This window comes from Microbispora siamensis (assembly GCF_016863095.1).
Classification (GTDB): domain Bacteria; phylum Actinomycetota; class Actinomycetes; order Streptosporangiales; family Streptosporangiaceae; genus Microbispora; species Microbispora siamensis.
In genome coordinates this window covers 39,079-61,278 of record NZ_BOOF01000052.1, presented here as the reverse complement: position 1 = coordinate 61,278, position 22,200 = coordinate 39,079, and the positions used below count along the sequence as shown (strand labels likewise).

Genomic DNA, 22,200 nt, shown 5'->3' with positions numbered 1-22,200 from the left:
CCCCGCGCTCATCTACCCGTCGCGACCCGGTGCACCTTGTGCTGGGCGGCCTGCGCACGGGGCCGGACGACCAGCCTGTCGATGTTCACGTGCGACGGGCGGGTCACGGCGAAGGCGATCACGTCGGCCACGTCGTCCGCGCTCAGCGGGTCGGGGACGCCCTCGTACACCTTGGCGGCCCGCTCGGCGTCGCCGCGGAAGCGGGTCACGGCGAACTCCTCGGTCATCACCATGCCCGGCGCGATCTCGACGACCCGCACCGGGTCGCCGCACAGCTCCAGGCGGAGGGTCTCGGTCATCGAGGTCTGGGCGTGCTTGGCCGCGCAGTAGCCGCCGCCCCCCTCGTACGACACGAGACCGGCCGTCGAGGTGAGCATCACCAGCACGCCGTCCCCCGACGCGATGAGCTTCGGCAGCAGGGCCCTGGTCATGCGCAGGGACCCGAGCACGTTCACGTCGTACATCCGCTGCCAGTCGTCCACCCGGCCCTCGGCCACCGGCTCGAGCCCGAACGCGCCGCCCGCGTTGTTCACGAGGACGTCGCAGCGGTCCAGCGAGGCGGCCAGCGCGTCCACCGACGCCTGGTCGGTCACGTCCAGCGTCACCGGATGCACGCCGGGCACCTCGGCCGCGAGCTTGTCGAGCCGGTCGCGCCGCCGCGCCGCCGCCACGACCCGGTATCCCTCGGCGGCGAGCCGGCGGGCCGTCGCCTCGCCGATGCCGCTGCTCGCGCCGGTAACCACCGCGGTCCTGGTCCTCGCAGGATCGGTCACTGCGGGATCGGTCACTGCGGGATTGGTCATCGTCACCGCCATCGTCCTTCCACATCGCCCAGGCCGGCAGGCCACATCCTCTCAGGACCCCCGGTGCTCACCGATGTCGGGGAATCCGGTGATGATTTTGGTGGTTATAACGCTTTCGGAGGTGGTTCGGGTGTCGGTGTTACGGCGTCGGGTCAACCGCGTCGCGACCATCAGCGTGCACACATCCCCGCTGGACCAGCCGGGCACCGGGGACGCGGGCGGCATGAACGTCTACATCCTCGAGGTCGCCAAGCGTCTCGCGGCGCTGGGCATCGAGGTGGAGATCTTCACCCGTCGCACCGCCCGTGACCTGCCTCCGGTCGCCGAGCTGAGCCCGGGCGTGCTCGTGCGGCACGTCACCGCCGGGCCGTACGAGGAGCTCGACCGCGCCGACCTCCCCGGGCAGCTGTGCGGCTTCCTGTCCGGCGTGCTGCGCACCGAGGCGATGTACGACCCCGGCAGGTACGACGTCATCCACTCGCACTACTGGCTGTCGGGCCAGGTGGGCTGGCTGGCCAAGGAACGCTGGGGCGTGCCGCTCGTGCACACCATGCACACCATGGCCAAGGTGAAGAACGCGCTGCTCGCCGAGGGCGACAAGCCCGAGCCGGCGATGCGCGTGCTCGGCGAGGAGCAGGTCGTGGAGGTCGCCGACCGCCTGGTCGCCAACACCGCCGCCGAGGCCGAGGAGCTGATCAGCCTGTACGGCGCGCCGCGCGAGCGGGTGGCGGTCGTCAACCCGGGCGTGAACCTCGCCGTCTTCCAGCCCGCGTCCAAGGGCGCCGCGCGCCACCGCCTCGGCCTGCCGCAGGACGCCCACGTGCTGCTGTTCGTGGGCCGCATCCAGCCGCTCAAGGCGCCCGACGTGCTGCTCAGGGCCGCCGCCCGGATGCTCGTGGAGGACCCCTCGCTGCGGTCGCGGCTCGTCGTGGCCTGCGTGGGCGGGCCCAGCGGCAACGGTCTCGCCCATCCCTCCCTGCTCAGCGACCTCGCCGCCGAGCTGGGCATCACCGACGTCGTACGGCTCGCGCCGCCCGCGCCGCAGCCGGAGCTGGCCGACTGGTATCGGGCCGCCGACGTGACCGTCGTGCCCTCGTACAACGAGTCGTTCGGGCTGGTCGCGCTGGAGTCGCAGGCGTGCGGCACGCCGGTCGTCGCGGCGGCGGTCGGCGGCCTGCGCACGGCGGTCAAGGACGGCGTGTCCGGCGTGCTGGTGGCGGGACACGACCCGCACGACTGGGCGCGCGAGCTCGCCCTGCTGGCCCACCGCCCGGACCGGCTCGCCGAACTCGCCGCGGGCGCCGTACAGCACGCCACGGGCTTCGGCTGGTCGGCGACCGCCGCCCGGCTGGCCGACGTGTACGCCGGCGCCATGGCCCAGCTCCACCAGACCCCCATCGCGGTCAACTCATAGGAGTGTTGAAATAGGGCTGCCCGTCGCGAGCGGGGATGCAGGCGGATGCATCGCAAGGCGGAGGAGGAGCTCGTAGCCGGAGGCTACGGGCGACGACGACAACGCCGCGAGGCGCCGCCTGGGCCCCGCGCAGCAGGGCATGGCTTTTGAAACACGACTTAGGGTGGTCGGTATGAGACCGGATCTGGAAGCGGTCATCGCGTCGGCGCTGGAGTCCGCCGAGCTGTCCTATGAGCGGCCGAAGCCGGGCGCGTTCCTGGTCAGGCTGCCGGGCCAGCACAAGCTCGCCACGCTGACCTGGCTCGTCATCGGCGACCAGGCGCTCAACATCGAGGCGTTCTTCTGCCGGCAGCCCGACGAGAACCACGCCGAGTTCTACCGCTGGCTGCTCCACAAGAACGGCTCGATGTACGGCGTCCACTTCGCCGTCGACGCCACGGGCGACGTGCACCTGGTCGGCCGGCTGCCGCTGGACGCGGTGACCGAGGAGGAGATCGACCGGGTCCTCGGCTGCGTCCTCACCTACTCCGACGAGTCGTTCGACCGCGCCCTCGAACTGGGCTTCGCGACGTCCATCAGGCGCGAGTGGGAGTGGCGGGTCAAGCGCGGCGAGTCGCTGGCCAACCTCCGGGCCTTCGCCCGGGTGGTCGAGTCCTGACCAACGGGACGTCCGCCGCACGCCGATAGGATTGGCCGCATGGCGACTTTGGTGCTGCTGCGGCACGGCGAGAGCGAATGGAATGTCAAAGGCCTGTTCACCGGCTGGGTGGACGTCACACTCTCGCCGACCGGCGAGGAGGAGGCGCGGCGCGGCGGTCAGCTGCTCCTGGAGGCCGGCATCCGGCCCGACGTGGTGCACACCTCGGTGCTCACCCGGGCCATCAAGACCGCCAACATCGCGCTTGAGGCGGCCGACCTGCTGTGGCTGCCGGTCAAGCGCTCCTGGCGGCTGAACGAGCGCCACTACGGCGCGCTCCAGGGCAAGGACAAGGCCCAGACCCGCGCCGAGTTCGGCGACGAGCAGTTCATGCTGTGGCGCCGGTCCTACGACGTGCCGCCGCCGCCGATCGCCGACGACGACGAGTACTCCCAGCTCGGCGATGGCCGCTACTCCCTGCTGCCCTCGGAGCTGGTGCCGCGCACGGAGTGCCTCAAGGACGTCGTCGCGCGCATGCTTCCGTACTGGTACGACGAGATCGTCCCCGACCTGGCGGCCGGCCGCGACGTGCTGGTGGTGGCGCACGGCAACTCCCTGCGCGCGCTGGTCAAGCACCTGGAGGGCATCAGCGACACCGACATCGCGGGCCTGAACATCCCCACCGGCATTCCGCTGCGCTACGAGCTGGACGCCGACTTCCGCCCGGTCGGCAAGGGCGAGTACCTCGACCCCGAGGCCGCCAAGGCCGCCATCGAGGCCGTCGCCAACCAGGGCAAGAAGTAACCCTCGCACCTGTCCCGCAGGCCGCGCCTCTTATCAGGGGCGCGGCCTTCGGTCATTTGTAGGCGACGGGCTTCTTCGCGGTGCCGGGGAACACCATGACCAGGAGTTCGACGGCGCCGTCCGGGGGATCGGGCACCTGGGTCACGAGCGTGCGGCCGCGCAGGTGGACCCTGACGCGGTACGAGCCCGGGCCGCGGTCGGTCAGCCCCTTCAGCGTCGGTCCCTCGCCGCCGACCAGTTGCAGGGACCCGGACGGGCTCTCGTAGCCGACCTCGACCACCTCTTCCCAGCCCCTGGTCTCCAGGGGCGGGCGCCGGGTGTAGGACTCGACCGTCACGCAGGCGGAACCGGCCTCGTCGGCGGCCCAGATCGCCAGCGCGCCCCGGCCGCTTCCCACCAGGTCTTTGACCAGGTCCGGGGGATTGCCCTCGTAGCCGTCCTCCCAGCCCTCGATGGTCCAGAACTCGGTCCACATGGTGGCCCGGCGCTGCCGTACGGGCCTGATCTTCGGGCGGTGCCGGGGATGCGCCGCGCAGGCCCGCTCCTCCCGGGCGACGTACGCGTCCGACTCCGCCTGCCACCGCTCTTCCTCCGCCTGCTCCGCGCGGGTCACCGCGGGGCACAGGCTCGGCAGCGCGATGGCCAGGGACGCCTGCGGGGCCTCTTGGACGGCCCGCGCCCGGATGTCGCCCCCGTGCCGGGTCGCCAGCGCGCACAGGTGGCGCCCCTGATCCAGGACGGCCTCGTCGGAAACCTGGTTCCATTCCTCCAGGCCTGAGCCGTACCGGTGGTCGTACCGGACCGTGCAGAGGAAGCGCTTGTCCGCCTCGCTCAGCCCCTTGACCGTGCCGTCGCCGAATCCGGGACAGCCGAGCTCCCACTGCGCGTTCACCTTCCCGGGTGGGGCCGACGCCGCCGGGAGCAGGACGACCGCGGTCACCGCCAGGACGGCTGCCGTCGTACGGACGACCGGGCCCCGGCGCACGAACACGCGCCGGGGAGCGCGCACGGCGAGCAGGACGAGGACCGGCGGAAGGCAGTCGTAGAGCCCCCACCCGACCTGTGCGGAGAACAGCTCGGGCGGCCCCCACGCGTCCAGGCAGGCGGGGCCGAGCGCCGCGTCGAGGGTGGGGAGCAGGAAGCCGGGGAGGTTGAGGACGAGCAGCACGGCGGCGACGCAACGGCCGATGATCCTGCCCAGTCGGGCTCGCCCGCTCCGGAGGCTCAGATACCAGCCCGCGCAACCCAGGACGATCAGCGGTGCTCCGCCGTACGAGAAGAGGGGAAAGTCGGTGATCAGGTATGTCCGGGGAAAGACCCGATCATAGATGTCCCAGCCGAGGCAGGAGCCCCAGTACGTCGATATGTAGCTCCGGCTGCCGTAGTCGCCGGCCAGGATCGACACGATCCAGAAGTAGAGGGTAGGAGCCACCGCGGTCAGCGCGGCCGCCGCCCAGAGCACCCGTGATCGTCTCGGCACGAGAGCGAAGACTATTCGGCACGTGCGACAAATCCAGCGACGCGCGAGAACGCAGGAAGCCCCGGCCCCCCGAGGACCGGGGCTTCCGCGCCCCCGTGTGCCGTCGCGTCAGCCGGCGAGGGCGTCCGCGTCGCGCGTACCCGTGACGAGGTACACGACGTCGCGGGCGACGCGTACGGCGTGGTCGGCGTACCGCTCGTAGTAGCGGCCCGCCAGCGTGATGTCGATGGCGGCCTCGATGCCGTGCTCCCAGTCCTTCGAGAGCAGGACGCGGAACAGCCGGCGGTGACGACGGTCCATCGCGTCGTCGTCGTCCTCCAGCTCCTTCGCGAGATCGATGTCCCGGGAGGCGATGCAGCTGCCCGCCTTGGTGATCAGGTTCTCGGCGATGGCGCCCATCTCGACGAACGTGTCACGCAGCTCGGCCGGGATGGCGGACTCGGGATGGCGCATCCGGGCGAGCTTGGCGATGTGCTCGGCCAGATCGCCCATACGCTCCAGGTCGGCGGCCATCCGCAGGGCGGTGATGACGGTACGCAGGTCGACCGCCACCGGCTGCTGCGTGGCCATCAGCTCGAAGATCGAGGCCTCGAGCTCCTGATGCAGCCGGTCGACCTCCTCGTCCTGGGAGATGACGCTCTCCGCCAGCTGCAGGTCGGCGTCGAGCAGGGCGGTCGTCCCCCTCGACATGGCCGACCGCACCAGGCGGGTCATCTCCACCAGGCGGTCGGTCAGGGCCGCAAGCTCTTCGTGATAGGCGTCGCGCATGGCCGCCACGCTACGCGCGGATCTATGAACGAATCCCGACCGCCGGATGAACTTTTCCGGAAACAGGGCCGTCGTGCCAGGTCGGACAGGTGGAAGAACCAGAAATGCCGCCTAGGCTGCTGAATGTGAACGAGTTGCTGGCGAGCCTGGCGGCGATGGGCGGATTCGTCCTCGGCTCCTTCGTCATGCTCGCGATCCGACGGCAGACGGACAAGCCCCGCGCCCCGGAACCGGTGGACGACGGCCTGCCTCCGGGGGTGGCGTCGGTGCTCGCCGTGCTGCCCTCCTCGGCGGTCGTACTCGACCGCGAGGACCGGGTGCTGCGCGCCAGTTCGGCCGCGCGCGCCTTCGGCCTCGTACGCGGGGAGTCCCTCATGGCGGCCGAACTGCTCGCGCTGGCCAGGAAGGTCCGCAGGGACGGCGAGATCCGCGAGAGCGAGATAGAGACCGCCGGGCGCAAGTTCGGGCAGGAGTCCACGTCGTTCGCGGTGCGGGTGGCTCCGCTCGGCTCCCACGGACAGGTGCTCGTGCTCGCCGAGGACCAGACCGAGCGGCAGCGGGTCGAGGCGGTGCGCAGGGACTTCGTCGCGAACGTCAGCCACGAGCTCAAGACGCCGGTCGGCGCGCTGAGCCTGCTCGCCGAGACCGTGCAGGACGCGGCCGACGACCCCGAGGCCGTGAAGCGGTTCGCGGGCCGGATGCAGCACGAGGCCGCCCGCCTGACCTACCTGGTGCAGGACCTGATCACGCTGTCGCGGATCCAGGGTGGCGAGCCCATCCCGGCGCCCGCGCAGGTGCCCGTGGACGAGACCGTCCACGAGGCCATCGACCGGTGCAACACGAAGGCCTCGGCGAAGGACATCACGCTCGTCGCGGGCGGCACCGAGGGTCTCAAGGTCTGGGGCGACGAGGAGCTTCTCGTCACCGCGTTGCGCAACCTCATCGACAACGCCGTCGCCTACAGCCCCGAGCACACCCGCGTCGTGATCAGCGCCAGGCCGGCCGGGAACGCCGTCGAGGTGAGCGTGAGCGACCAGGGCATCGGCATCCCGGAAAGCGCCCAGGAGCGCATCTTCGAGCGGTTCTTCCGGGTCGACGCCGCCAGGTCCCGGGCCACCGGCGGCACCGGGCTCGGCCTCGCGATAGTCAAACACGTGGCCGTCGCCCACGGCGGCGAGGTCGCGGTGTGGAGCAAAGAGGGCTCCGGTTCGACCTTCACTCTTCGCCTTCCCGCGTTCGGCGGTCAGGCGGTCCCCGTACCAAGCACGACCATCCCCCAGGAGGCCGCTAAGTGACTCGGGTACTCGTCGTCGAGGACGAGGAGTCGTTCTCGGACGCCTTGTCGTACATGCTCAGGAAAGAGGGGTACGAGGTCGCGGTGGCGGCCACCGGCCCCGAGGCACTGGACGCGTTCGACCGCAACGGCGCCGACCTCGTTCTGCTCGACCTGATGCTCCCGGGCCTGCCCGGAACCGAGGTGTGCCGCTCGCTCAGGCAGCGGTCCAAGGTGCCGGTGATCATGCTGACCGCCAAGGACAGCGAGATCGACAAGGTCGTCGGCCTCGAGCTGGGCGCCGACGACTACGTGACCAAGCCGTTCTCGTCCCGCGAGCTGGTGGCGCGCATCCGCGCGGTGCTGCGCAGGCAGGGCGACGTCGAGGAGGTGGAGTCGGCCGTCCTGACCGGGGGACCGGTCCGCATGGACGTCGACCGGCACATCGTGGCCGTACGCGGCCAGCAGGTGCAGCTCCCGCTGAAGGAGTTCGAGCTGCTCGAGGTGCTGCTGCGCAACGCCGGGCGCGTGCTGACCCGCGGCCAGCTCATCGACCGGGTCTGGGGCGCCGACTACGTGGGCGACACCAAGACGCTCGACGTGCACGTGAAGCGGCTGCGGGCCAAGGTCGAGGCCGACCCGTCCAATCCCCGCTGCATCCTCACCGTGCGCGGCCTCGGTTACAAGTTCGACCCCGCCGACGACTGAGTCCGTACGGCCTCGTACGGCTCGCGCGGCCCGTACGCATGAAAGGAGCCCCTGTCCGGCCGGACAGGGGCTCCTGCATGTCTACGCGGCCCGCTACTGGGCGTTCGCGGCGGGCGACTCGGAGGCGGCGGCCCCGGTGGTCTCCGGGGTCGCGGTGTCCGACGGCGCCGGGCTCCCGGTGGCGAGCGGCGAGGCCGCGGGCGTGGCCGTCGGCGCGGGCGGCAGCGTCGCGAACTCGCGGCTGCGGGCGATGACCGGCACGGTGAGCGCGATGTCGCCGGCGTTCTTGAACTGGAGCGTGAGCTTGATGCTCTCCCCGCCGCGCAGCGCCGTCTTCAGGCCCTCGACCGTCACCCCCGTGGTCTTGGCGAGCGCGCCCGGCTGGAGGTCGATGGGGCTCTGCACCTTGACCTGGGTGGCCTTCTGCTCCTCGGGCACGGCGCCGGTGAGCTGGTCCGGGGTCCCCGTGCTGTTCAGGAGAGTCAGGTAGAGCGGCGCCGACCCGCCGACGGCGAGCTGCTGGCCGGAGTCCGGTCCGAGGATGAACGCCTGCGGGATCATGACGCCGTTCTTGCCGTAGGCCTTGCCGGGGCCGTCGCCGTCGTAGAGGACGCCCGCCTCGTTCGGGGCGTACGGCACATTGGTGTTGGCGTCGAAACCGGCGCCACACGCGGCCAGTGCAGGGATGGCGGCGGCGAGGAGCGCGGCAATGGCGATCGCCCTGCGACGGCTGCTGCTGGTCACGGTTCGAGGTCTCCTTGGTGCGCACGTGTATGGGCAGCAATCACCTTATCTGCGCCGGTCACCGGTCCGGCGTCGGCTCCCGGTCCGTGTGCCGCAGCAGTGCAGGTCACCTGCTATGTCCCATATGCCGATTCACAGAGTGAGTGGCTTGTCAAGCCCCAAAACGAGGCTTTGACCTGCAGTTATGTTCCTTTCACTGTTCCGGGAGGCGGTAACCGCGTGGTACCCTGGAGTACAGCGGAAGGGGTACTCGTCACATGACTTTCCAGGTCGGCGACACTGTCGTCTACCCCCACCATGGGGCTGCTCGGATCGAGGCCATCACGACCCGAACCATCAAGGGTGAGGAAAAGACCTACCTGGTGCTGAAGGTCGACAAGGGCGACCTGACCGTACAGGTACCAGCGGAAAATGCCGAGCTCGTCGGTGTGCGCGACGTCGTCGGCCAAGAAGGACTCGAGCGGGTGTTCGACGTGCTGCGCATGCCGCACACGGAGGAGCCCACCAACTGGTCCCGCCGCTACAAGGCGAACCTTGAGAAGCTGGCGTCGGGGGACGTCAACAAGGTGGCCGAGGTGGTGCGCGACCTGTGGCGGCGCGACAAGGAGCGCGGCCTGTCCGCCGGTGAGAAGCGCATGCTCGCCAAGGCACGCCAGATCCTCGTCAGCGAACTCGCGCTGGCCGAGAAGACCAACGAGGACAAGGCGGAGGCCCTGCTCGACGAGGTGCTCAACTCCTGAACATCACATCGCCAAGGGTGGGCGTCGGAGTCGACGTCCACCCTTTCGCATCCGGCAGGGAGCTCCACCTCGCCGGACTGTTCTGGCCTGGGGAGACCGGGCTGGCCGGTCACTCCGACGGCGACGCGGCGGCGCACGCCTGCTGTGACGCGCTGCTGTCGGCAGCCGGGCTCGGAGACGTGGGCGCGCTCTTCGGCACCTCCGATCCCCGCTGGGCGGGCGCCGCGGGCGTGACCCTCCTGGAGGAGGCGGCCCGCCAGGTGCGGGCGGCCGGATTCGAGATCGGCAACCTGGCCGTACAGATCATCGGGAACCGGCCGAAGGTCGCGCCTCGCCGCGCGGAGGCGGAGAAGGCCCTCGGGGCCGCCGCTGGGGCGCCGGTGAGCGTCAGCGCGACCACGACCGACGGCCTCGGGCTCACCGGTCGCGGCGAGGGCGTCGCGGCCATCGCGACCGCCCTGATCCTCCCGGCGGCGTGAATGTTCCGTTCCAATCGGACATGCCAACCGGAATGAGACTCGGAGCGTCTCACTAACACGTGGGCGGCGGCTCGAACCAAGGCGCGGAATCGAGCCGCCGCCCTCTTTTTTCTTTCATGGGGCGCATATTTCTCTTCCGTGGGGTATCCGACAGTCCGAGGATGAAAGGGTCACCCTCATCGGGAGGTCGATATGACAATCGAGTCCATTCTCGGCGCCATCGTCATCGGTGCGGTCATCGGCGCTCTGGGCCGCCTGTTCCTGCCCGGCCGGCAGCCGATCGGCTGGCTGCTGACGATCGTCGTCGGCATCGTCGCGGCGCTCATCGGTACCGCGATCGCCCAGGTCATGGGTGTCGACACGACGCCGGGCATCGACTGGATCGAACTCGTCATGCAGGTTGTACTGGCCGTCGTGGGTGTCGGCATCGTCGCCGGCATCAAGCGAGGGTCGCGGGTGTAAGGCACTCGCTCGGTAGGGCGGCCCCCGCCCTCACCCCATAGCGCGCAGGCCCGTCCGGCTCCCCAGCCGGGCGGGCCTGCGCGCTGTACGGCCCCGGCGCATCGAGCGCGTCTCGGGAGGCCCGAACCGTGTCGGGGGACGGCCGTGGGGCGCGCGGACTGACGAGGTTGCGGGGAACGGCCGTGGGGCCGCGGGCTCGGCGGCCTCACGGGCGGTCGCGCGGGTTGTCAGGCGGGCGGGCGGGGTGTGCTGCGCATCCGGCCGGACGGAGGCGCCATCGGCACCGTGCTCTCCTCGGCGTTGCCGGCGCCCTCCTCGGCGTGGCCGGCTTCCGGCGCGTCCTGGTGGCCGCCTTCGGTGGCGTACGGCTCGTGCCTTCCGTCCTGCTCGGCCGGGTCGGCGCAGTCCTGCGCGTGGGCGGGATCCGGCACGTCCCTGATCTGGCGGAGCGGCTGGGTGTCGACGCCCGACTCGTCCTCGGGCCGCTCAGGCTCGGCGTCGGCGGGCTCCTCCGGTTTGGGGCGGGGGTGGACGAGGACGTCGCCGGTGTGCGGCCGTACGAGGTCGCCCCAGCGCACGGGCCGGTTCCGGCGCGGCTGCTGCGCCGGACGGTCACCCGTTTGGGCGGGAGAAGGCGCCTCTGGGTCTACGGCGGGCTGTGCGGGCGTCTCGGCGGCGACGTGCTCCGCGTCGCGGGCGTGCTCGCCCGCGACCGTCTCGACGGGTGACTCTGTGACGGGTGACTCTGTGACGGGTGACTCTGTGACGGGTGGCTCTGCGGTGACGGGCGGGGTGCGGGGCGCCGCCGTCGGAGGCACGACCGGCAGGACCTCGGGCTCGGGTTCGGGCTCGGGCTCGTCCGGCTCCTGAGCCGGCGTCGTCTCCGACTCGGCCTCGGGGACGGATTCGGGGATCGCCTCGGGCGGCAGCCGTACGCCGTCCTCGTCGGTGTCGGGCGTGACGACGCGCGGTCCGGCCTCGTCCTCGGCCTGCGGAGGGATGACGGGCAGCGGCGGGGCGAACTCGGGTGGCGCGACGGTCTCGGAGACCGGGCTGACCGGCAGCGGGGGGACGTAGCCGGGAGGCGCCACGGCCTCGGGAACCGGCTGCAGAGGCGGCGCGCCGTGCTCCTCGGTGACGGCGTGCACGGGCGCGGGGCGTTCCTGCACGGCCACCGGATAGGGGGCGGTGACGGCGGCCCGGGGCTCGCGCACGCCGTCGAAGGGCACCAGGTCGTCGTCGGAGTCGTCGTCGCCGTCCAGATCGGCCCGATTGGTGCGCACGTGCTTCAGCAGGAGCAGCAGCAGCCACAGCCCGATGGCGAGCATCACCCAGGGCAACAGCGCGACGACGAGAGCGGAGGCGTCGGGGTCGAAGGAGACGCCGACGGCGGTCGCGGCGTTCGCTGCGGCGGCCGCCGCCAGGAGCAGGAGCAGGACGAAGCCCGCCTGTAACCGGACCAGGAACCGCGCACCCCGCAGCAACGGCACGCTGACCAGGGCGACGACCAGCAGGACGTCGAACGCCGCGGGATACAGGTAGGCGAGCCGTGGCTCGGCACGCCCGGAGACGGCCAGAGCCCGCAGGTCGTCGAAGGACAGCGCGCAGGCGACCCCCGCGAGCACCGCGAGGGCGGCGCCCGCGAGGCCGATGGCCAGGCGGCGCAGCACCAACGGGATTCCGGAGGGGGTGTTTCGGGACGGGCGGGAGGCCGTGCCTGCCGCGCCGGGGGGAGTCACGTCCATGGCGTTTCGAGCCTACAGAATCGGAGTGACGATCGATCGCAACCCCGTGATCACCCGTTTCGTGTCGGAACGGGGGACTCCGCCGGGAACCTCCGGCGCGGTCCCGGCCCGGCGACGCTGCGTGTCCGGCCCGGTCCAGCAGGAGTCAGGCGAAGGTCGCGCGGACCGCCGTACAGATCGTTACGCGTTTTGTTTAGGGTCATATCGGGACTTATGTGTCAGAAGTTTCCATGATCGACCACACCAAGCCGTTCACGGGCGCCCAAGTAGCCCTGTGCTGCGCCGTCAGGCGTTAGCCTTGCCTTCGTGAGCCTGCACCTCTACGACACCAGCACGCGTACGGTCCGTGAATTCGTACCGGTCGAGCCCGGCCGGGTCTCGATATATCTGTGTGGTGCGACCGTTCAGGCTCCGCCGCACATCGGGCACATCAGGTCCGGCGTGAACTTCGACGTGCTCCGCCGGTGGCTGATACGGCAGGGCTACGACGTGACCTTCTGCCGCAACGTCACCGATCTGGACGACAAGATCATCAGGGTCGCCGCCCAGGAGGGCGTTCCCTGGTTCGTCGTGTCCGAGCGCAACCAGCGCGCCTTCACCTGGGCATACGACCAGCTCGGCTGCCTGCCGCCGACCGTCGAGCCCCGCGCGATGGGCCACGTGCCGGAGATGATCGAGCTGATGCGGCGGCTGATCGACAAGGGGCACGCGTACGCGGCGGGCGGCGACGTCTACTTCGACGTGGTCTCCTACGCCGACCGGTACGGCTCGCTCTCCAACCAGAAGCTGGAGAACATGCGGGCGGCCGCGGACACCGACACCGACTCGCTCAAGCACGATCCGCGTGACTTCGCGCTGTGGAAGGGCGCCAAGCCCGGTGAGCCCACCTGGCCGACGCCGTGGGGCCGGGGCCGTCCCGGCTGGCACCTGGAGTGCTCCGCCATGGCGACCAAGTATCTCGGCGGCACCTTCGACATCCACGGCGGCGGAGTCGACCTGATCTTCCCGCACCACGAGAACGAGATCGCCCAGTCGCAGGCGGCGGGCGACGGTTTCGCGCGCTACTGGCTGCACAACGGGCTGCTGACGCTGGGCGGCGAGAAGATGAGCAAGTCGCTCGGCAACTCGCTGCTGATCCCGGAGATGCTGCGCAAGGTGCGCGCGGTCGAGCTGCGCTACTACCTGGTCGCGGCGCACTACCGCTCGGCGATCGACTACTCCGACGAGGCGCTCCAGGAGGCGGCGGCCGGATACCGCCGGATCGAGGGGTTCGTCACGCGGGCGGCCGAGGTGATCCACGACGTGGACGCCGCCGCGCCGCTGCCCCAGGCGTTCGTGGACGCCATGGACGACGACCTGAACGTCTCGCAGGCGCTCGCCGTGATCCACGAGGTCGTCCGCGAGGGCAACGTCGCGCTGGCCCAGGGCAACAAGGAGCAGGTCGCCCGGCTGCTCGCCGAGACGCAGAACATGCTCGACGTGCTCGGTCTCGACCCCAGGTCGGAGCAGTGGCGTACGACCGGCGACTCGGGGCTCCGTGAGGTCGTGGACGCGCTCGTGACCGTGGCGCTGGAGCAGCGGCAGGCCGCGCGTGCCCGCAAGGACTACGCGGCGGCCGACGCGATCCGCGACCAGCTCGCGGCGGCCGGGATCGTGGTGGAGGACACCCCGCAGGGCCCGCGATGGGAGCTGGCACAGTAGGCGTGGCCCTACGCTAGAGACCATGGCGGGAAGGGCTTCAGGGAAGCCGTCGAAGAAGCAGGGGCCGGCGAAGGGCTCGGGTGGCAAGGTCAGGCGCTCCCTGGAAGGCAAGGGAGCGACGCCGCCCGCGCACATGCGGCACTGGTACAAGGACAAGGCCCGAGCCGAGCGGATCGAGCGCGAGGCCCGGGGCGGCGGGGGTTCCTCCTCGCGTGCGCCGAGCCGTACACGCCGGGAGGACGCCCCGGAGGTCATCGGCGGCCGGAACCCCGTTGTCGAGGCGCTGCGCGCGGGGGTCCCCGCGAACGCGCTGTACGTGGCGCAGCGGGTCGACAACGACGATCGCGTCCGCGAGGCCATCAAGATCGCGGCTGACCGCGGCATCGCCCTGCTGGAGGTCAGCCGGGACAAGCTCGACCGGCTGACCGAGAGCACGGTTCACCAGGGCCTCGGCCTGCAGGTCCCGCCGTACGACTACGCGCACCCCGAGCAGCTCGTGGAGCGGGCCAGGGACGCCGCCGAAGTACCGTTGATCGTCGCCTTGGACGGCGTGACCGACCCGCGCAACCTCGGCGCCATCGCGCGCTCGGCGACCGCCTTCGGCGCGCACGGGCTGCTCGTTCCGTCCCGCCGTTCGGCGGGCGTCACCGCCGGCGCCTGGAAGACCTCGGCCGGCACCCTCGCGACCCTCCCCGTCGCCCGCGCGTCGAACCTCACCCAGACCCTCCAGGCGTACCGGGAGGAGGGCCTGTTCGTGGTCGGCCTCGACGGCACCGCCACAGTGGACATCGCCGACGTCGAACTCGCGACGGAACCGCTCGTCGTGGTCGTCGGCTCGGAGGGCAAGGGCCTGTCCCGCCTGGTCAGGGAGGCGTGCGACCAGATCGCCCGCATTCCCATGAACGCCGCGGCCGAGTCGCTGAACGCCGGCGTGGCCGCCGGGATCGCCCTCTACGAGGTCGCCCGCCACCGTCGCCGGTGATTTCACCGTGACGGTACGGCCCTCGGCCCACTAAACTCGTCTGGGTAGCAGGCCGCCTTAGCTCAATCGGCAGAGCATCTGTCTTGTAAACAGAAGGTCTGGGGTTCGATTCCCCAAGGCGGCTCCAGCTCAGAGGCCCCTTCCCATGATCGGGAAGGGGCCTCTGACGTCCGTACAGCAGTGCCGTACAGCAACGTGCTCTGCCTCAGGCGAGGGTAGAGGTGGTCGGGCCTTGCTTGACGACGTACAGCGCTACCAGCGCCGTGACCTGACTCATGATCTGGCTGATGTCGGTCGCCCGGAAGCCGATTAGAGCTAGACCGATCGCAAGGCCTGCCAGGATGAAAGCGGCTACCACGGCATGTGGTGGGGGAGGTACTGTCGGCACTGTGGGCTTCCTTCACGTAGGTGGTCCGAAAGCCCCGCCCGAGCTTCGACATGGATCTTTCGTAGGGACCCCGTGTCTTAGCCCGGGTGGGGCGTTACCGGAAGACTACGCGATTGCCCAGTGACATCACTGAAAGACAAAAACGTGCGTTTGTGGCTGTGACCTGCGGAAATGTACGGGTACTTAGTGCCGTAACGTTCCAGCTCATGTGCCTGACGGAGGAATCCATCAGTAGATGCGCTAAATTATTGAGGGGTAATTTCTAAGATCCTCTAACCGTGTAGGTCAAAGAGTGAACGCTGTTTGTTGTCAAAGCGTTATATTTGATTGGGCCTCTCCATCAAGGCTCTGACTCAGGCGGTCGAGGGCCTTGCGGGTAGCCGGCGACGGGATCTGTGTGTAGACGTTCATGGTCAGCGAGATCTGCGAGTGGCGCAGGATGCGCATCGCGACGCGAGGGTGAACGTCGAGTGCGGCCAGGAGCGAGGCGCAGGTGTGCCGGGTGTCGTGAACGCGGATCCTAGGGACCTCAGCCCCGGCGCAGTGGAGGTCGAACGAGCGGTTGAAGTTCCGCGGTTCGATCGGCGTGCCAAATTTCGTGGTGAAGACGAGGTCCGAGTCCTTCCACTTCGCGCCGGCCTCTTTCCGCGCATCCTCCTGTACTCGTTGCCGGTGCTTCAGGGCGGAGACGCAGAGACCGATGAGAGGAAGGGAGTTCTCGGAGTCCTCCGTCTTCGTGGTGTCACGGTGCAGCAGCTGACCGCTGACCCGAGTGAGCTGGTGATTGATCCACAGCTCGGAGCTCTCGAAATCGACGCTGTCCCAGACCAGCCCCAGCACCTCGCCACGTCGCAGGCCGAGGCCAAGGATGAGCACGTACGCGGCGTAGAGCGGATCGTCCTTGCCCCTCACGTATTCCAGGAACCGCCGTGCCTCATCGACGCTCCAGATCGCGTGACGCTTCCTACGCTTGCTCTTGGTCTTCGCCTTCGTCGGGAGTGTGGCCAGCGCTGCGACATTCTTCGAGATCAGTTCTTCGCGTACGGCATTGCCCAGCGCGGCACGTAGAACGCTGCGGATGCCGGTGATCGTGCTTCGAGACGGGTAGCTCTCGCAGCACTGCCCCTTGGAACAGCACCGCCGCTTGGACTCCGGCCGTTTGTGATCTTTCTTCTGATCACAGCAGGTGCAGAGCGTCGTCAGGCTGTTAAGCCACGTCTGTACGTCGCGGACGGTGAGCTTGTCGAGCCGCTTCTTCCCGAGGCCGGGGATGATGTAAAGCCGTACGAGCGGCTCATACGCGACGTAGGTCGTCGGCTCACGGTTGGGCTTCACGACTTCGGCGAGCCACTGGGCCAGGTACGCGGCCACGGTGGGGTGCTTCGTCGGCACCGGCCCCTTGCTCGCCAGCTCGTGGAGCTTGAGCCACTTCTCGTGGGTCTCCTCACGGGTCTTGCCGTACGCCCACTTACGGGTTCGCTTGCCCTCCGGCGTGGTGACCCAGACATAGCCCGCCCACCCGTCCTTGTACGGGAAGACGGAGCCCTCGCCGTTTGCGCGCTTGCCCATCAGGCCGCCTCCTCGCAGAGACGGGACACGTAGGCGTCGAGCGCGGCGGCCGGAATGCGCCGACAGCGGACGTTCACGACCACCGACGGCAACTCGCCCGAGCGGAGGAGGCAGTAGAGCGTCCACCGGCTGACCTTGAGCACGGCCATCGCCTCAGGCACGGTCAGCAGTTCAGAGGTCACGAGGACCTCCGGAGCCGTGGAGCTGCGCACAGTCCAGTGCGGCGACGAGGGCGTCACCCGGGGAATAGCCCTTTCCGGCGTACTCCCATTCGCTGATCACGAGGACGGTGTCCTCGTCGAGGAGGGGCAGGCGCCCGTGAGTGATCTCTTCGGTGTGAACGAAGCGTTCTCTCTCCGCCCGGATCTCGCGGAGGGTGGTGGAGTAGCGGCGGGATCGGGTGGAGAAGTGGCCGCGGAAGCCGAGCATGTGCGCCCACTGGGTCAGCCGTAGGTCGGCCAGCTCCTCGAAGGCACCCAGACGGAGGCATTCGGCAATGAGCCGCCGCGCGTGGTCCCGAACAGGCAGAGCGGCCAGGTCCTCGCCGGGGACGATGCGCCGGTCGATGGTACCGACGCATTCGGCGGCCTTGGTCGCATACTTGGCGACGTAGCCCGCAACGGCCTGGTCGGTCAACTCACCGTCGAGAGTGATCGGGCGGACGTCGAGTTGCTGGCCCCAGCGCAGGACACCAGCGGGCTCGCCCTCGAACGTGGGGATCTTGGCGATGACCACGGAGGCGGCGTGCCGTACGGCTTGGCCGAGGAGGTCGAGCGTGGCCCAGGCCGGGGGCGGGGAGATGGGTCCGGCCGGACCGTCGAGCCGGATGACGGCGTGGAGGTGGACGACGCCGCGCCGCTGATATTCGGCGACCTTGGCGAAGGAGACGACGAGTTGGTCACGCATGTCGCGCAGGGTCAGGCCGCCGAGCTTGGCCAGGTGCCGGCGCAGGGCGTCGGCGAAGCGCTTCCACAGCAGCGGCGCGACCGCGTTGAACAGCACCGAGCCGGTGTAGTCGTAGCAGTCGGGGCACAGCGGCTCGCCGAGGCAGTCATTGTCGGTCCCGTGCCGGGCGGTGCAGGACAGGACGCGCCCGTGCGGACAGGTCTCGGCGTCGCGGCGGGGGTGGCAGGGCAGGACGCTCCCGTTGTGCTGCCTGCGGGTGTGGACCGGGCCGAACGACGGCGCGGTGAGGGTGACGAACAGGCACGGGTGCGCGGTCACCGATGCGGGGACGCCTTTGCCGCCGACGAGGCCGGCGCGGATGAGGTGGTAGGTGTCGGCCCGGTAGGTCTCCGCGCAGGCCGGGCAGCGGGAGGCGCGGCGGGTCTTGCATGGGACCCGGAGGACGCCGTTCGGTTCGAGGTGGGTGCTGTAGCGGTGCAGCAGGGTCCCGGTGGCCCTGTCCCAGTGTTCGACCTTGCCGCGCAGGTGGATCGGCTGCCGGCAGCCGCCCGTACGGCGGATCTGGGAGGCGAAGCGGGAGCAGTCAGGGTTGTTGAGTCGGGCGATGGCGCCGCGGATGGCGTGCGCGTTGGCGGATGTTACGGGCAAGATGGAGACCTCCTTTCACTCGTATGGGTGGAGGGATGGCCCCCGACCTGGCAGGCGTCTTGGCGGATGTACGGCCAGGCCGGGGGCGCTGACGGATCAGCAGAAGCCGAGCCCGTCACAGTGGCGACAGGTCTCGCCGTAGGAGTCCACGCCGCCTCCACCGCAGTGGCAGCACTGCCACCGCCGCGGCATGATCGGCGCGGGAGTCGCGGGCAGAGCCTGCTCGCTGTCGGGCATGAGGCGTCACCTCCTTTCGTCGTCAGGCGGCCTGCGCCGCGTTCTGGTCGGGGACGGGGTCGGGGTGGATGCAGCCCTCGTAGCTCATGTGCGCCTCGTACTCGGCGCGACGGGCCGCCAGGATGGCCACGGCCTTGTACTCCACCGGTCCGAAGCGGACCGAAGCGCCGTAGTGGCCGAACTCCTGGCTGATCGGAGCGCCGAGCAGTTCGGCGATGCGGTCGACCTCGGCGCACATCTCGGCATCCGTGGCGCGGTGCGGGAAGTACAGCACGTTGACCGAGTACGGGACGGGGACGGCCGGGTTGGCCTCCAGGAAGTCGGCCAAGGCGCGGAGCCCGGCGATGAGGGCGGCCCGATGATCGTCGTTGGTCATGTGGTGATCTCCTTTCATGCGATGGGTTCGGATGCGCTGCGCAGGGCGCGCAACAGGTCGGAGGCGAGCTGGTTGGACACGCCCAGGCGGGCGCGCAGCACGTCGCGAGTGATCGGCTTGCCGTGCTTGGCCTGGTGTTCGTCAGCGACGCGGCGGGCGTAGTCGACCAGCGCCGGGGACGGTCCCGGCTCACCGTCCTGCCCGTCCTGAACGGCGGGGACGAGCGCCGGAGCGGGGGACGACGAGGACGGGACGGCATCGACGGTCAGGACGGGCGCGGACTGAGCGGGACGCGGGGCCGCGGCGCGGCGTTCGAGCATCGAGACGGCAATGAGGAACGCCCCGGCAGGGGTGGCGGCCGTCAGCCAGCCCCACATGGTCGGTTCGGCTTGATGCAGATTGGCGGCCAGGGACAACACGATCCCGCCGGCCAGAACGAGCGTCGGCCAGGACACGAGGCCGGTCCGTTGGCGTCCGGTCTTCTTGTCACGCTGCCGTTCACGGGCGGCCATGACACAGGTGAGGTCGACGCAGACGGCCACGGCCCACGACATCCAGCCGGTCTGTCCGTGGTCGGTGGCGGTGTCGCGGATGTGGGTGAACGATCCGGCACCCGCGATGGCGGCCAGGACGAGAACCGGCCCGGTGTCGAGCAGCCATGAGGCAAGGCGTCGCATCGTTACCCCCTTTCTCGGTCAGGCGGACAGCAGGTCGGACAGGGCGGCCTCATCAAAGCCGGTGGCGCGGCCGGGCTGGGCGATCTCGGCCCACGCGGGTGTGAGCCGGGACCAGTGCCGGGCGGTGTGTTCTGCGGTCTGCTCGGAGACGTGGAAGGAGCGGGCGCGGTACCACTGGCCGTCTTGATGGGCGACGATCGCGACACCGGGGGTCTCGGCGGGGATCGCGCGGGCGGAGACCAGGGCGGCCGGGTCGAGGTCGCCGAGGGTCATGGTGGCGGTCTCCGGGTCGTTGACCCGGTGGCAGATCCGCCCGGAGCACTGGGCGCGCAGGGCGGTGACGCCGGGGCCGAGGTCGGAGCCGATCCGTTGGCCGGACAGGAAGAGGTAGATGCCGAACGCCCGCCCGAGCTGGGCGATGCGCAACAGTGCGGTCGAGGTGTGGGCGATCTCGTCTTTCTCGGACTTGTCGGCCATCAGGTACAGCTCGGCCAGCTCGTCGACCAGCACCACGACCGGGAGTGGCCGCACGCCGGGCGGGAGTTGCCAGATGTTGCGGGCGCCGGCCGTACGGCATAGCCCCATCCGGTCGGCCATCACGGCCATCAGGTCATCCAGCAGGGTCACGCTCTCGGTCCGCGTGGTTGCCAGGGCCGACAGCCGGGGCGCGTACGGGGTGAACTCGACTCCGCCTTTGAGGTCGATGCCGACCAGGGCGACCGGTTGCGGAGCGAGTCCGACGAACAGGGCGTTGGCGAGGTTGGACTTACCGGATTGGGTGGCCCCCGCGTTGATCCAGTGCGGCACCGTACGGAAGTCGATCGTCCACAGCCCGCCGGTCTCCAGCCGCCCCACGTGCACGGTGAGGAGCTCACCCGAGGCCGGGATGTGGTCGAGCCGGACGAGCGGGTCCCGCACCGTGGCGGCCAGGACGACTCGGCCGGGCCGAGGGGAGGAGACCCGTACAGCATGCACACCCCAGGAGTGCGCGAGCCGTTCGGCGGCTTGAGCGTAGTCGGCGGGAATCTGCCCTTCGAGGGTGTGGACGGTGACGCGCCAACCGTGCCGAGTCGGCAGTGGTAGCCACATGAACGGTTTGGTGTCGACCGCGACCCGCTGGAAGCGCCGCCGTACCTTCACGAGCCCGGTCGAGGCGATCGCGCCGGGGACCGCGGTGAACCACCAGCGTTGCCGCTTCTTGGTCAGCCCGCAGCCGAGGGCCACCTTCCGCCAGGTCGCCCGGACGGTGACCGCGACGAGGGGGAAGCCGACGATCAACCAGAAGGAGCGGAAGTGGTAGCGGTGCCAGGCCCACAGGCCGACCGCCGAAGCGGCCAGGCCCGCGAGCAGCATCAGCAGGGCATCACGCACGGGCGGTCACCCCCGCCGGGACGATCGAGGCGGCCCGGTAGCTGATGCCCCAGCGGGCCTCGCCGCCCCGGGACATCTCCCAGACGTAGCCGACCAGGCCGACCGGGGTGACGTCCTGCCCGGCGCTCACTTGGGGCTCGCCGGAGGTGCCGACCTTGACGAGTTCGATCCGGCCGAACTCGTCCTCCACCGACAGGACGATCTCGTAGACGGTGTTGCCGTTCTTGTCGGTCTTGATCTCGCCGGTGTCCTGGTTGAGGACACGCGGGCGGGGTGCGCGGACGCAGACGAACTGGAGCTTGGTCACGTCGACCGGGATCGGAATGGTGCGCATCTTGTGGACCTCCTTAGTCTCGTGGCTAACATAGTTAACTAGGTTGGCCTGGTTGTCAATGTCTTCTCGGTTGGCTTGGTCACCGTGGCGTGGTGTGATACTTGTGGCCCTACGTCAGGAGAGGCATGGTCAAGAAGACGGGACGGCCTGGTTACCTCCAGATCGCCGATGATCTGCGCGAGCAGATCCGCGGCGGATCCCTGCCGCCCGGCTCCCCGTTGCCGTCGACCACCCAGCTCGCCGCCCGGTATGACGCCTCGCTCAGCGTCGTGAAACTCGCGGTCGGGATCTTGCGGACCGAGGGCCTGGTCATCGGCCAGCAGGGCAAGGGCGTGTTCGTCCGCGAAGACGTCCCGGGCACCGACCCGGGGCCGGCGGGCGACTTGGCGAGCGAGGTCATCGCGCTACGCACCGCCGTACAGGACTTGTCGGAACGCCTGGCACGGGTCGAAGAGACCTTGTCTCAGCGATCCGAGAGTTAGGACCACCGTCCCGGACCGTTAAGCCGGTGACGTGTCGAGCGAGCCGCGCGGACGCATCCCCGGAGGCGACCCCACCGCGCATGGCCTTGTCCTCCCGCCGGATGCCGACCAGGACCGTCACGTAGCCGACGGCCACGACCGCGGCCAAGGTCAGGGCAATGATCAGAGGCAGTGCGCTCACGACCAGATCACCCCCAGGGCTGTGGCGCCGAGCGGGCCGCGCGGGGGACGGCGGGTGATGGTGCGACGCCGAGCGGCTCTGCGGCCGGCGACCTGACGGCGTGCCCACCGGTCACGAGCGATGCACTTGGAGCAGCGGGTCTGCCCCTCCTCCAGCAGCGCCCCGCACTCGCAGCCGGGCACCTCCTCCGGAGGGGTGATCGTGGTGTCTGTCATTGGTCGTTCTCCTTTCGTCGCAGGTAGTGGTGCGTTGTGACACCGAGAGTGCGACGGAAGGGCAGGACGAGATCAC

The 22,200-nt window shown here is 69.9% G+C and carries 25 protein-coding genes and 1 tRNA gene; 12 read left to right on the top strand and 14 right to left on the bottom strand.

The features are described from left to right. Positions 1-8: 8 nt before the first annotated feature. Entirely contained in the window at positions 9-803 is a 795-nt protein-coding gene (locus Msi02_RS35615; RefSeq protein ID WP_204052222.1) for an SDR family NAD(P)-dependent oxidoreductase, read from the bottom strand. Positions 804-933: 130 nt separating this feature from the next. Here Msi02_RS35615 and mshA point away from each other — a divergent pair, with 130 nt between their 5' ends. From mshA to Msi02_RS35600, 3 genes are all read left to right on the top strand, one after another. Beyond that, positions 934-2,217, top strand: coding sequence for a D-inositol-3-phosphate glycosyltransferase (gene mshA, locus Msi02_RS35610; protein ID WP_239109034.1), 1,284 nt, complete (start codon positions 934-936; stop codon positions 2,215-2,217). Positions 2,218-2,389: 172 nt separating this feature from the next. Continuing rightward, on the top strand, positions 2,390-2,875 hold the full coding sequence (locus Msi02_RS35605; RefSeq protein ID WP_139580412.1) for a type III secretion system chaperone family protein: 486 nt from the start codon (positions 2,390-2,392) through the stop codon (positions 2,873-2,875). Between the two features lie 39 nt (positions 2,876-2,914). Beyond that, the gene (locus Msi02_RS35600) at positions 2,915-3,658 is read left to right on the top strand and encodes a phosphoglyceromutase (RefSeq protein ID WP_079316186.1); all 744 of its coding nucleotides are present in this window, start codon (positions 2,915-2,917) and stop codon (positions 3,656-3,658) included. 52 nt (positions 3,659-3,710) lie between these two features. On the opposite strand, the gene Msi02_RS35595 is transcribed toward Msi02_RS35600, so the two are convergent. Both Msi02_RS35595 and phoU read right to left on the bottom strand, forming a co-directional pair. Next, positions 3,711-5,138, bottom strand: a complete 1,428-nt coding sequence (locus tag Msi02_RS35595) for a hypothetical protein (protein WP_204052220.1) — start codon at positions 5,136-5,138, stop codon at positions 3,711-3,713. Positions 5,139-5,246: 108 nt separating this feature from the next. Next, positions 5,247-5,906 (bottom strand): phosphate signaling complex protein PhoU, encoded by a 660-nt coding sequence (phoU, locus tag Msi02_RS35590; protein ID WP_204052219.1) that lies wholly within the window; start codon positions 5,904-5,906, stop codon positions 5,247-5,249. Between the two features lie 104 nt (positions 5,907-6,010). Between phoU and Msi02_RS35585 the strand changes: the two genes are divergently transcribed. Both Msi02_RS35585 and Msi02_RS35580 read left to right on the top strand, forming a co-directional pair. Then, positions 6,011-7,201 (top strand): sensor histidine kinase, encoded by a 1,191-nt coding sequence (locus Msi02_RS35585; protein WP_079316183.1) that lies wholly within the window; start codon positions 6,011-6,013, stop codon positions 7,199-7,201. Further along, positions 7,198-7,887, top strand: coding sequence for a response regulator (locus tag Msi02_RS35580; RefSeq protein ID WP_079316182.1), 690 nt, complete (start codon positions 7,198-7,200; stop codon positions 7,885-7,887). Before Msi02_RS35585 ends, Msi02_RS35580 begins: the two co-directional genes overlap by 4 nt. A gap of 93 nt (positions 7,888-7,980) precedes the next feature. On the opposite strand, the gene Msi02_RS35575 is transcribed toward Msi02_RS35580, so the two are convergent. After that, the gene (locus Msi02_RS35575) at positions 7,981-8,631 is read right to left on the bottom strand and encodes a copper chaperone PCu(A)C (protein ID WP_239109033.1); all 651 of its coding nucleotides are present in this window, start codon (positions 8,629-8,631) and stop codon (positions 7,981-7,983) included. Between the two features lie 257 nt (positions 8,632-8,888). Between Msi02_RS35575 and Msi02_RS35570 the strand changes: the two genes are divergently transcribed. The 3 genes from Msi02_RS35570 to Msi02_RS35560 all read left to right on the top strand — a co-directional run bounded on the left by Msi02_RS35570 (position 8,889) and on the right by Msi02_RS35560 (position 10,312). After that, a complete protein-coding gene (locus Msi02_RS35570) occupies positions 8,889-9,371 on the top strand; it encodes a CarD family transcriptional regulator (protein WP_030510364.1) in 483 nt (160 codons plus the stop codon). A gap of 17 nt (positions 9,372-9,388) precedes the next feature. Beyond that, positions 9,389-9,850 (top strand): 2-C-methyl-D-erythritol 2,4-cyclodiphosphate synthase, encoded by a 462-nt coding sequence (gene ispF / locus Msi02_RS35565; RefSeq protein WP_079316180.1) that lies wholly within the window; start codon positions 9,389-9,391, stop codon positions 9,848-9,850. Between the two features lie 192 nt (positions 9,851-10,042). Further along, on the top strand, positions 10,043-10,312 hold the full coding sequence (locus Msi02_RS35560; RefSeq protein WP_079316179.1) for a GlsB/YeaQ/YmgE family stress response membrane protein: 270 nt from the start codon (positions 10,043-10,045) through the stop codon (positions 10,310-10,312). Between the two features lie 227 nt (positions 10,313-10,539). On the opposite strand, the gene Msi02_RS35555 is transcribed toward Msi02_RS35560, so the two are convergent. After that, positions 10,540-12,057: a DUF2637 domain-containing protein gene (locus tag Msi02_RS35555; protein WP_204052218.1), complete on the bottom strand. Its 1,518-nt coding sequence runs from the start codon at positions 12,055-12,057 to the stop codon at positions 10,540-10,542. Positions 12,058-12,363: 306 nt separating this feature from the next. Here Msi02_RS35555 and cysS point away from each other — a divergent pair, with 306 nt between their 5' ends. The 3 genes from cysS (at position 12,364) to Msi02_RS35540 (ending at position 14,867) form a co-directional block, all read left to right on the top strand. Then, entirely contained in the window at positions 12,364-13,758 is a 1,395-nt protein-coding gene (cysS, locus tag Msi02_RS35550; protein WP_204052217.1) for a cysteine--tRNA ligase, read from the top strand. A 22-nt stretch (positions 13,759-13,780) separates the two neighbouring features. Then, entirely contained in the window at positions 13,781-14,740 is a 960-nt protein-coding gene (gene rlmB, locus Msi02_RS35545; RefSeq protein ID WP_079316176.1) for a 23S rRNA (guanosine(2251)-2'-O)-methyltransferase RlmB, read from the top strand. Between the two features lie 51 nt (positions 14,741-14,791). Beyond that, positions 14,792-14,867: transfer RNA gene (locus Msi02_RS35540), tRNA-Thr, on the top strand. A gap of 570 nt (positions 14,868-15,437) precedes the next feature. On the opposite strand, the gene Msi02_RS35535 is transcribed toward Msi02_RS35540, so the two are convergent. The 8 genes from Msi02_RS35535 to Msi02_RS35500 all read right to left on the bottom strand — a co-directional run bounded on the left by Msi02_RS35535 (position 15,438) and on the right by Msi02_RS35500 (position 21,246). Then, a complete protein-coding gene (locus Msi02_RS35535) occupies positions 15,438-16,697 on the bottom strand; it encodes a site-specific integrase (protein WP_204052216.1) in 1,260 nt (419 codons plus the stop codon). Next, positions 16,697-16,879 carry a helix-turn-helix domain-containing protein gene (locus Msi02_RS35530; RefSeq protein WP_204052215.1) on the bottom strand — a complete coding sequence of 61 codons (183 nt, stop codon included), beginning with the start codon at positions 16,877-16,879 and terminating at the stop codon, positions 16,697-16,699. The genes Msi02_RS35535 and Msi02_RS35530 overlap by 1 nt, the downstream gene beginning before the upstream one ends. Then, positions 16,869-18,251 carry a replication initiator gene (locus Msi02_RS35525; protein ID WP_204052214.1) on the bottom strand — a complete coding sequence of 461 codons (1,383 nt, stop codon included), beginning with the start codon at positions 18,249-18,251 and terminating at the stop codon, positions 16,869-16,871. Before Msi02_RS35525 ends, Msi02_RS35530 begins: the two co-directional genes overlap by 11 nt. A 96-nt stretch (positions 18,252-18,347) precedes the next feature. Beyond that, entirely contained in the window at positions 18,348-18,488 is a 141-nt protein-coding gene (locus Msi02_RS35520) for a hypothetical protein (RefSeq protein ID WP_204052213.1), read from the bottom strand. 22 nt (positions 18,489-18,510) lie between these two features. Beyond that, complete coding sequence (locus tag Msi02_RS35515) at positions 18,511-18,864, bottom strand: hypothetical protein (RefSeq protein ID WP_204052212.1); 354 nt, start codon at positions 18,862-18,864, stop codon at positions 18,511-18,513. Between the two features lie 14 nt (positions 18,865-18,878). Then, positions 18,879-19,541 carry a DUF2637 domain-containing protein gene (locus Msi02_RS35510; RefSeq protein ID WP_204052211.1) on the bottom strand — a complete coding sequence of 221 codons (663 nt, stop codon included), beginning with the start codon at positions 19,539-19,541 and terminating at the stop codon, positions 18,879-18,881. Between the two features lie 18 nt (positions 19,542-19,559). Then, positions 19,560-20,912 (bottom strand): FtsK/SpoIIIE domain-containing protein, encoded by a 1,353-nt coding sequence (locus Msi02_RS35505; protein ID WP_239109032.1) that lies wholly within the window; start codon positions 20,910-20,912, stop codon positions 19,560-19,562. Further along, positions 20,905-21,246, bottom strand: a complete 342-nt coding sequence (locus tag Msi02_RS35500) for an SCO3933 family regulatory protein (protein WP_204052210.1) — start codon at positions 21,244-21,246, stop codon at positions 20,905-20,907. Before Msi02_RS35500 ends, Msi02_RS35505 begins: the two co-directional genes overlap by 8 nt. A 125-nt stretch (positions 21,247-21,371) precedes the next feature. On the opposite strand from Msi02_RS35500, the gene Msi02_RS35495 reads away from it, so the two are divergent. Beyond that, positions 21,372-21,728: a GntR family transcriptional regulator gene (locus tag Msi02_RS35495; protein WP_204052209.1), complete on the top strand. Its 357-nt coding sequence runs from the start codon at positions 21,372-21,374 to the stop codon at positions 21,726-21,728. Between the two features lie 177 nt (positions 21,729-21,905). Here Msi02_RS35495 and Msi02_RS35490 read toward each other — a convergent pair whose 3' ends face one another. After that, a complete protein-coding gene (locus tag Msi02_RS35490; RefSeq protein ID WP_204052208.1) occupies positions 21,906-22,124 on the bottom strand; it encodes a hypothetical protein in 219 nt (72 codons plus the stop codon). Between the last annotated feature and the right edge of the window lie 76 nt (positions 22,125-22,200).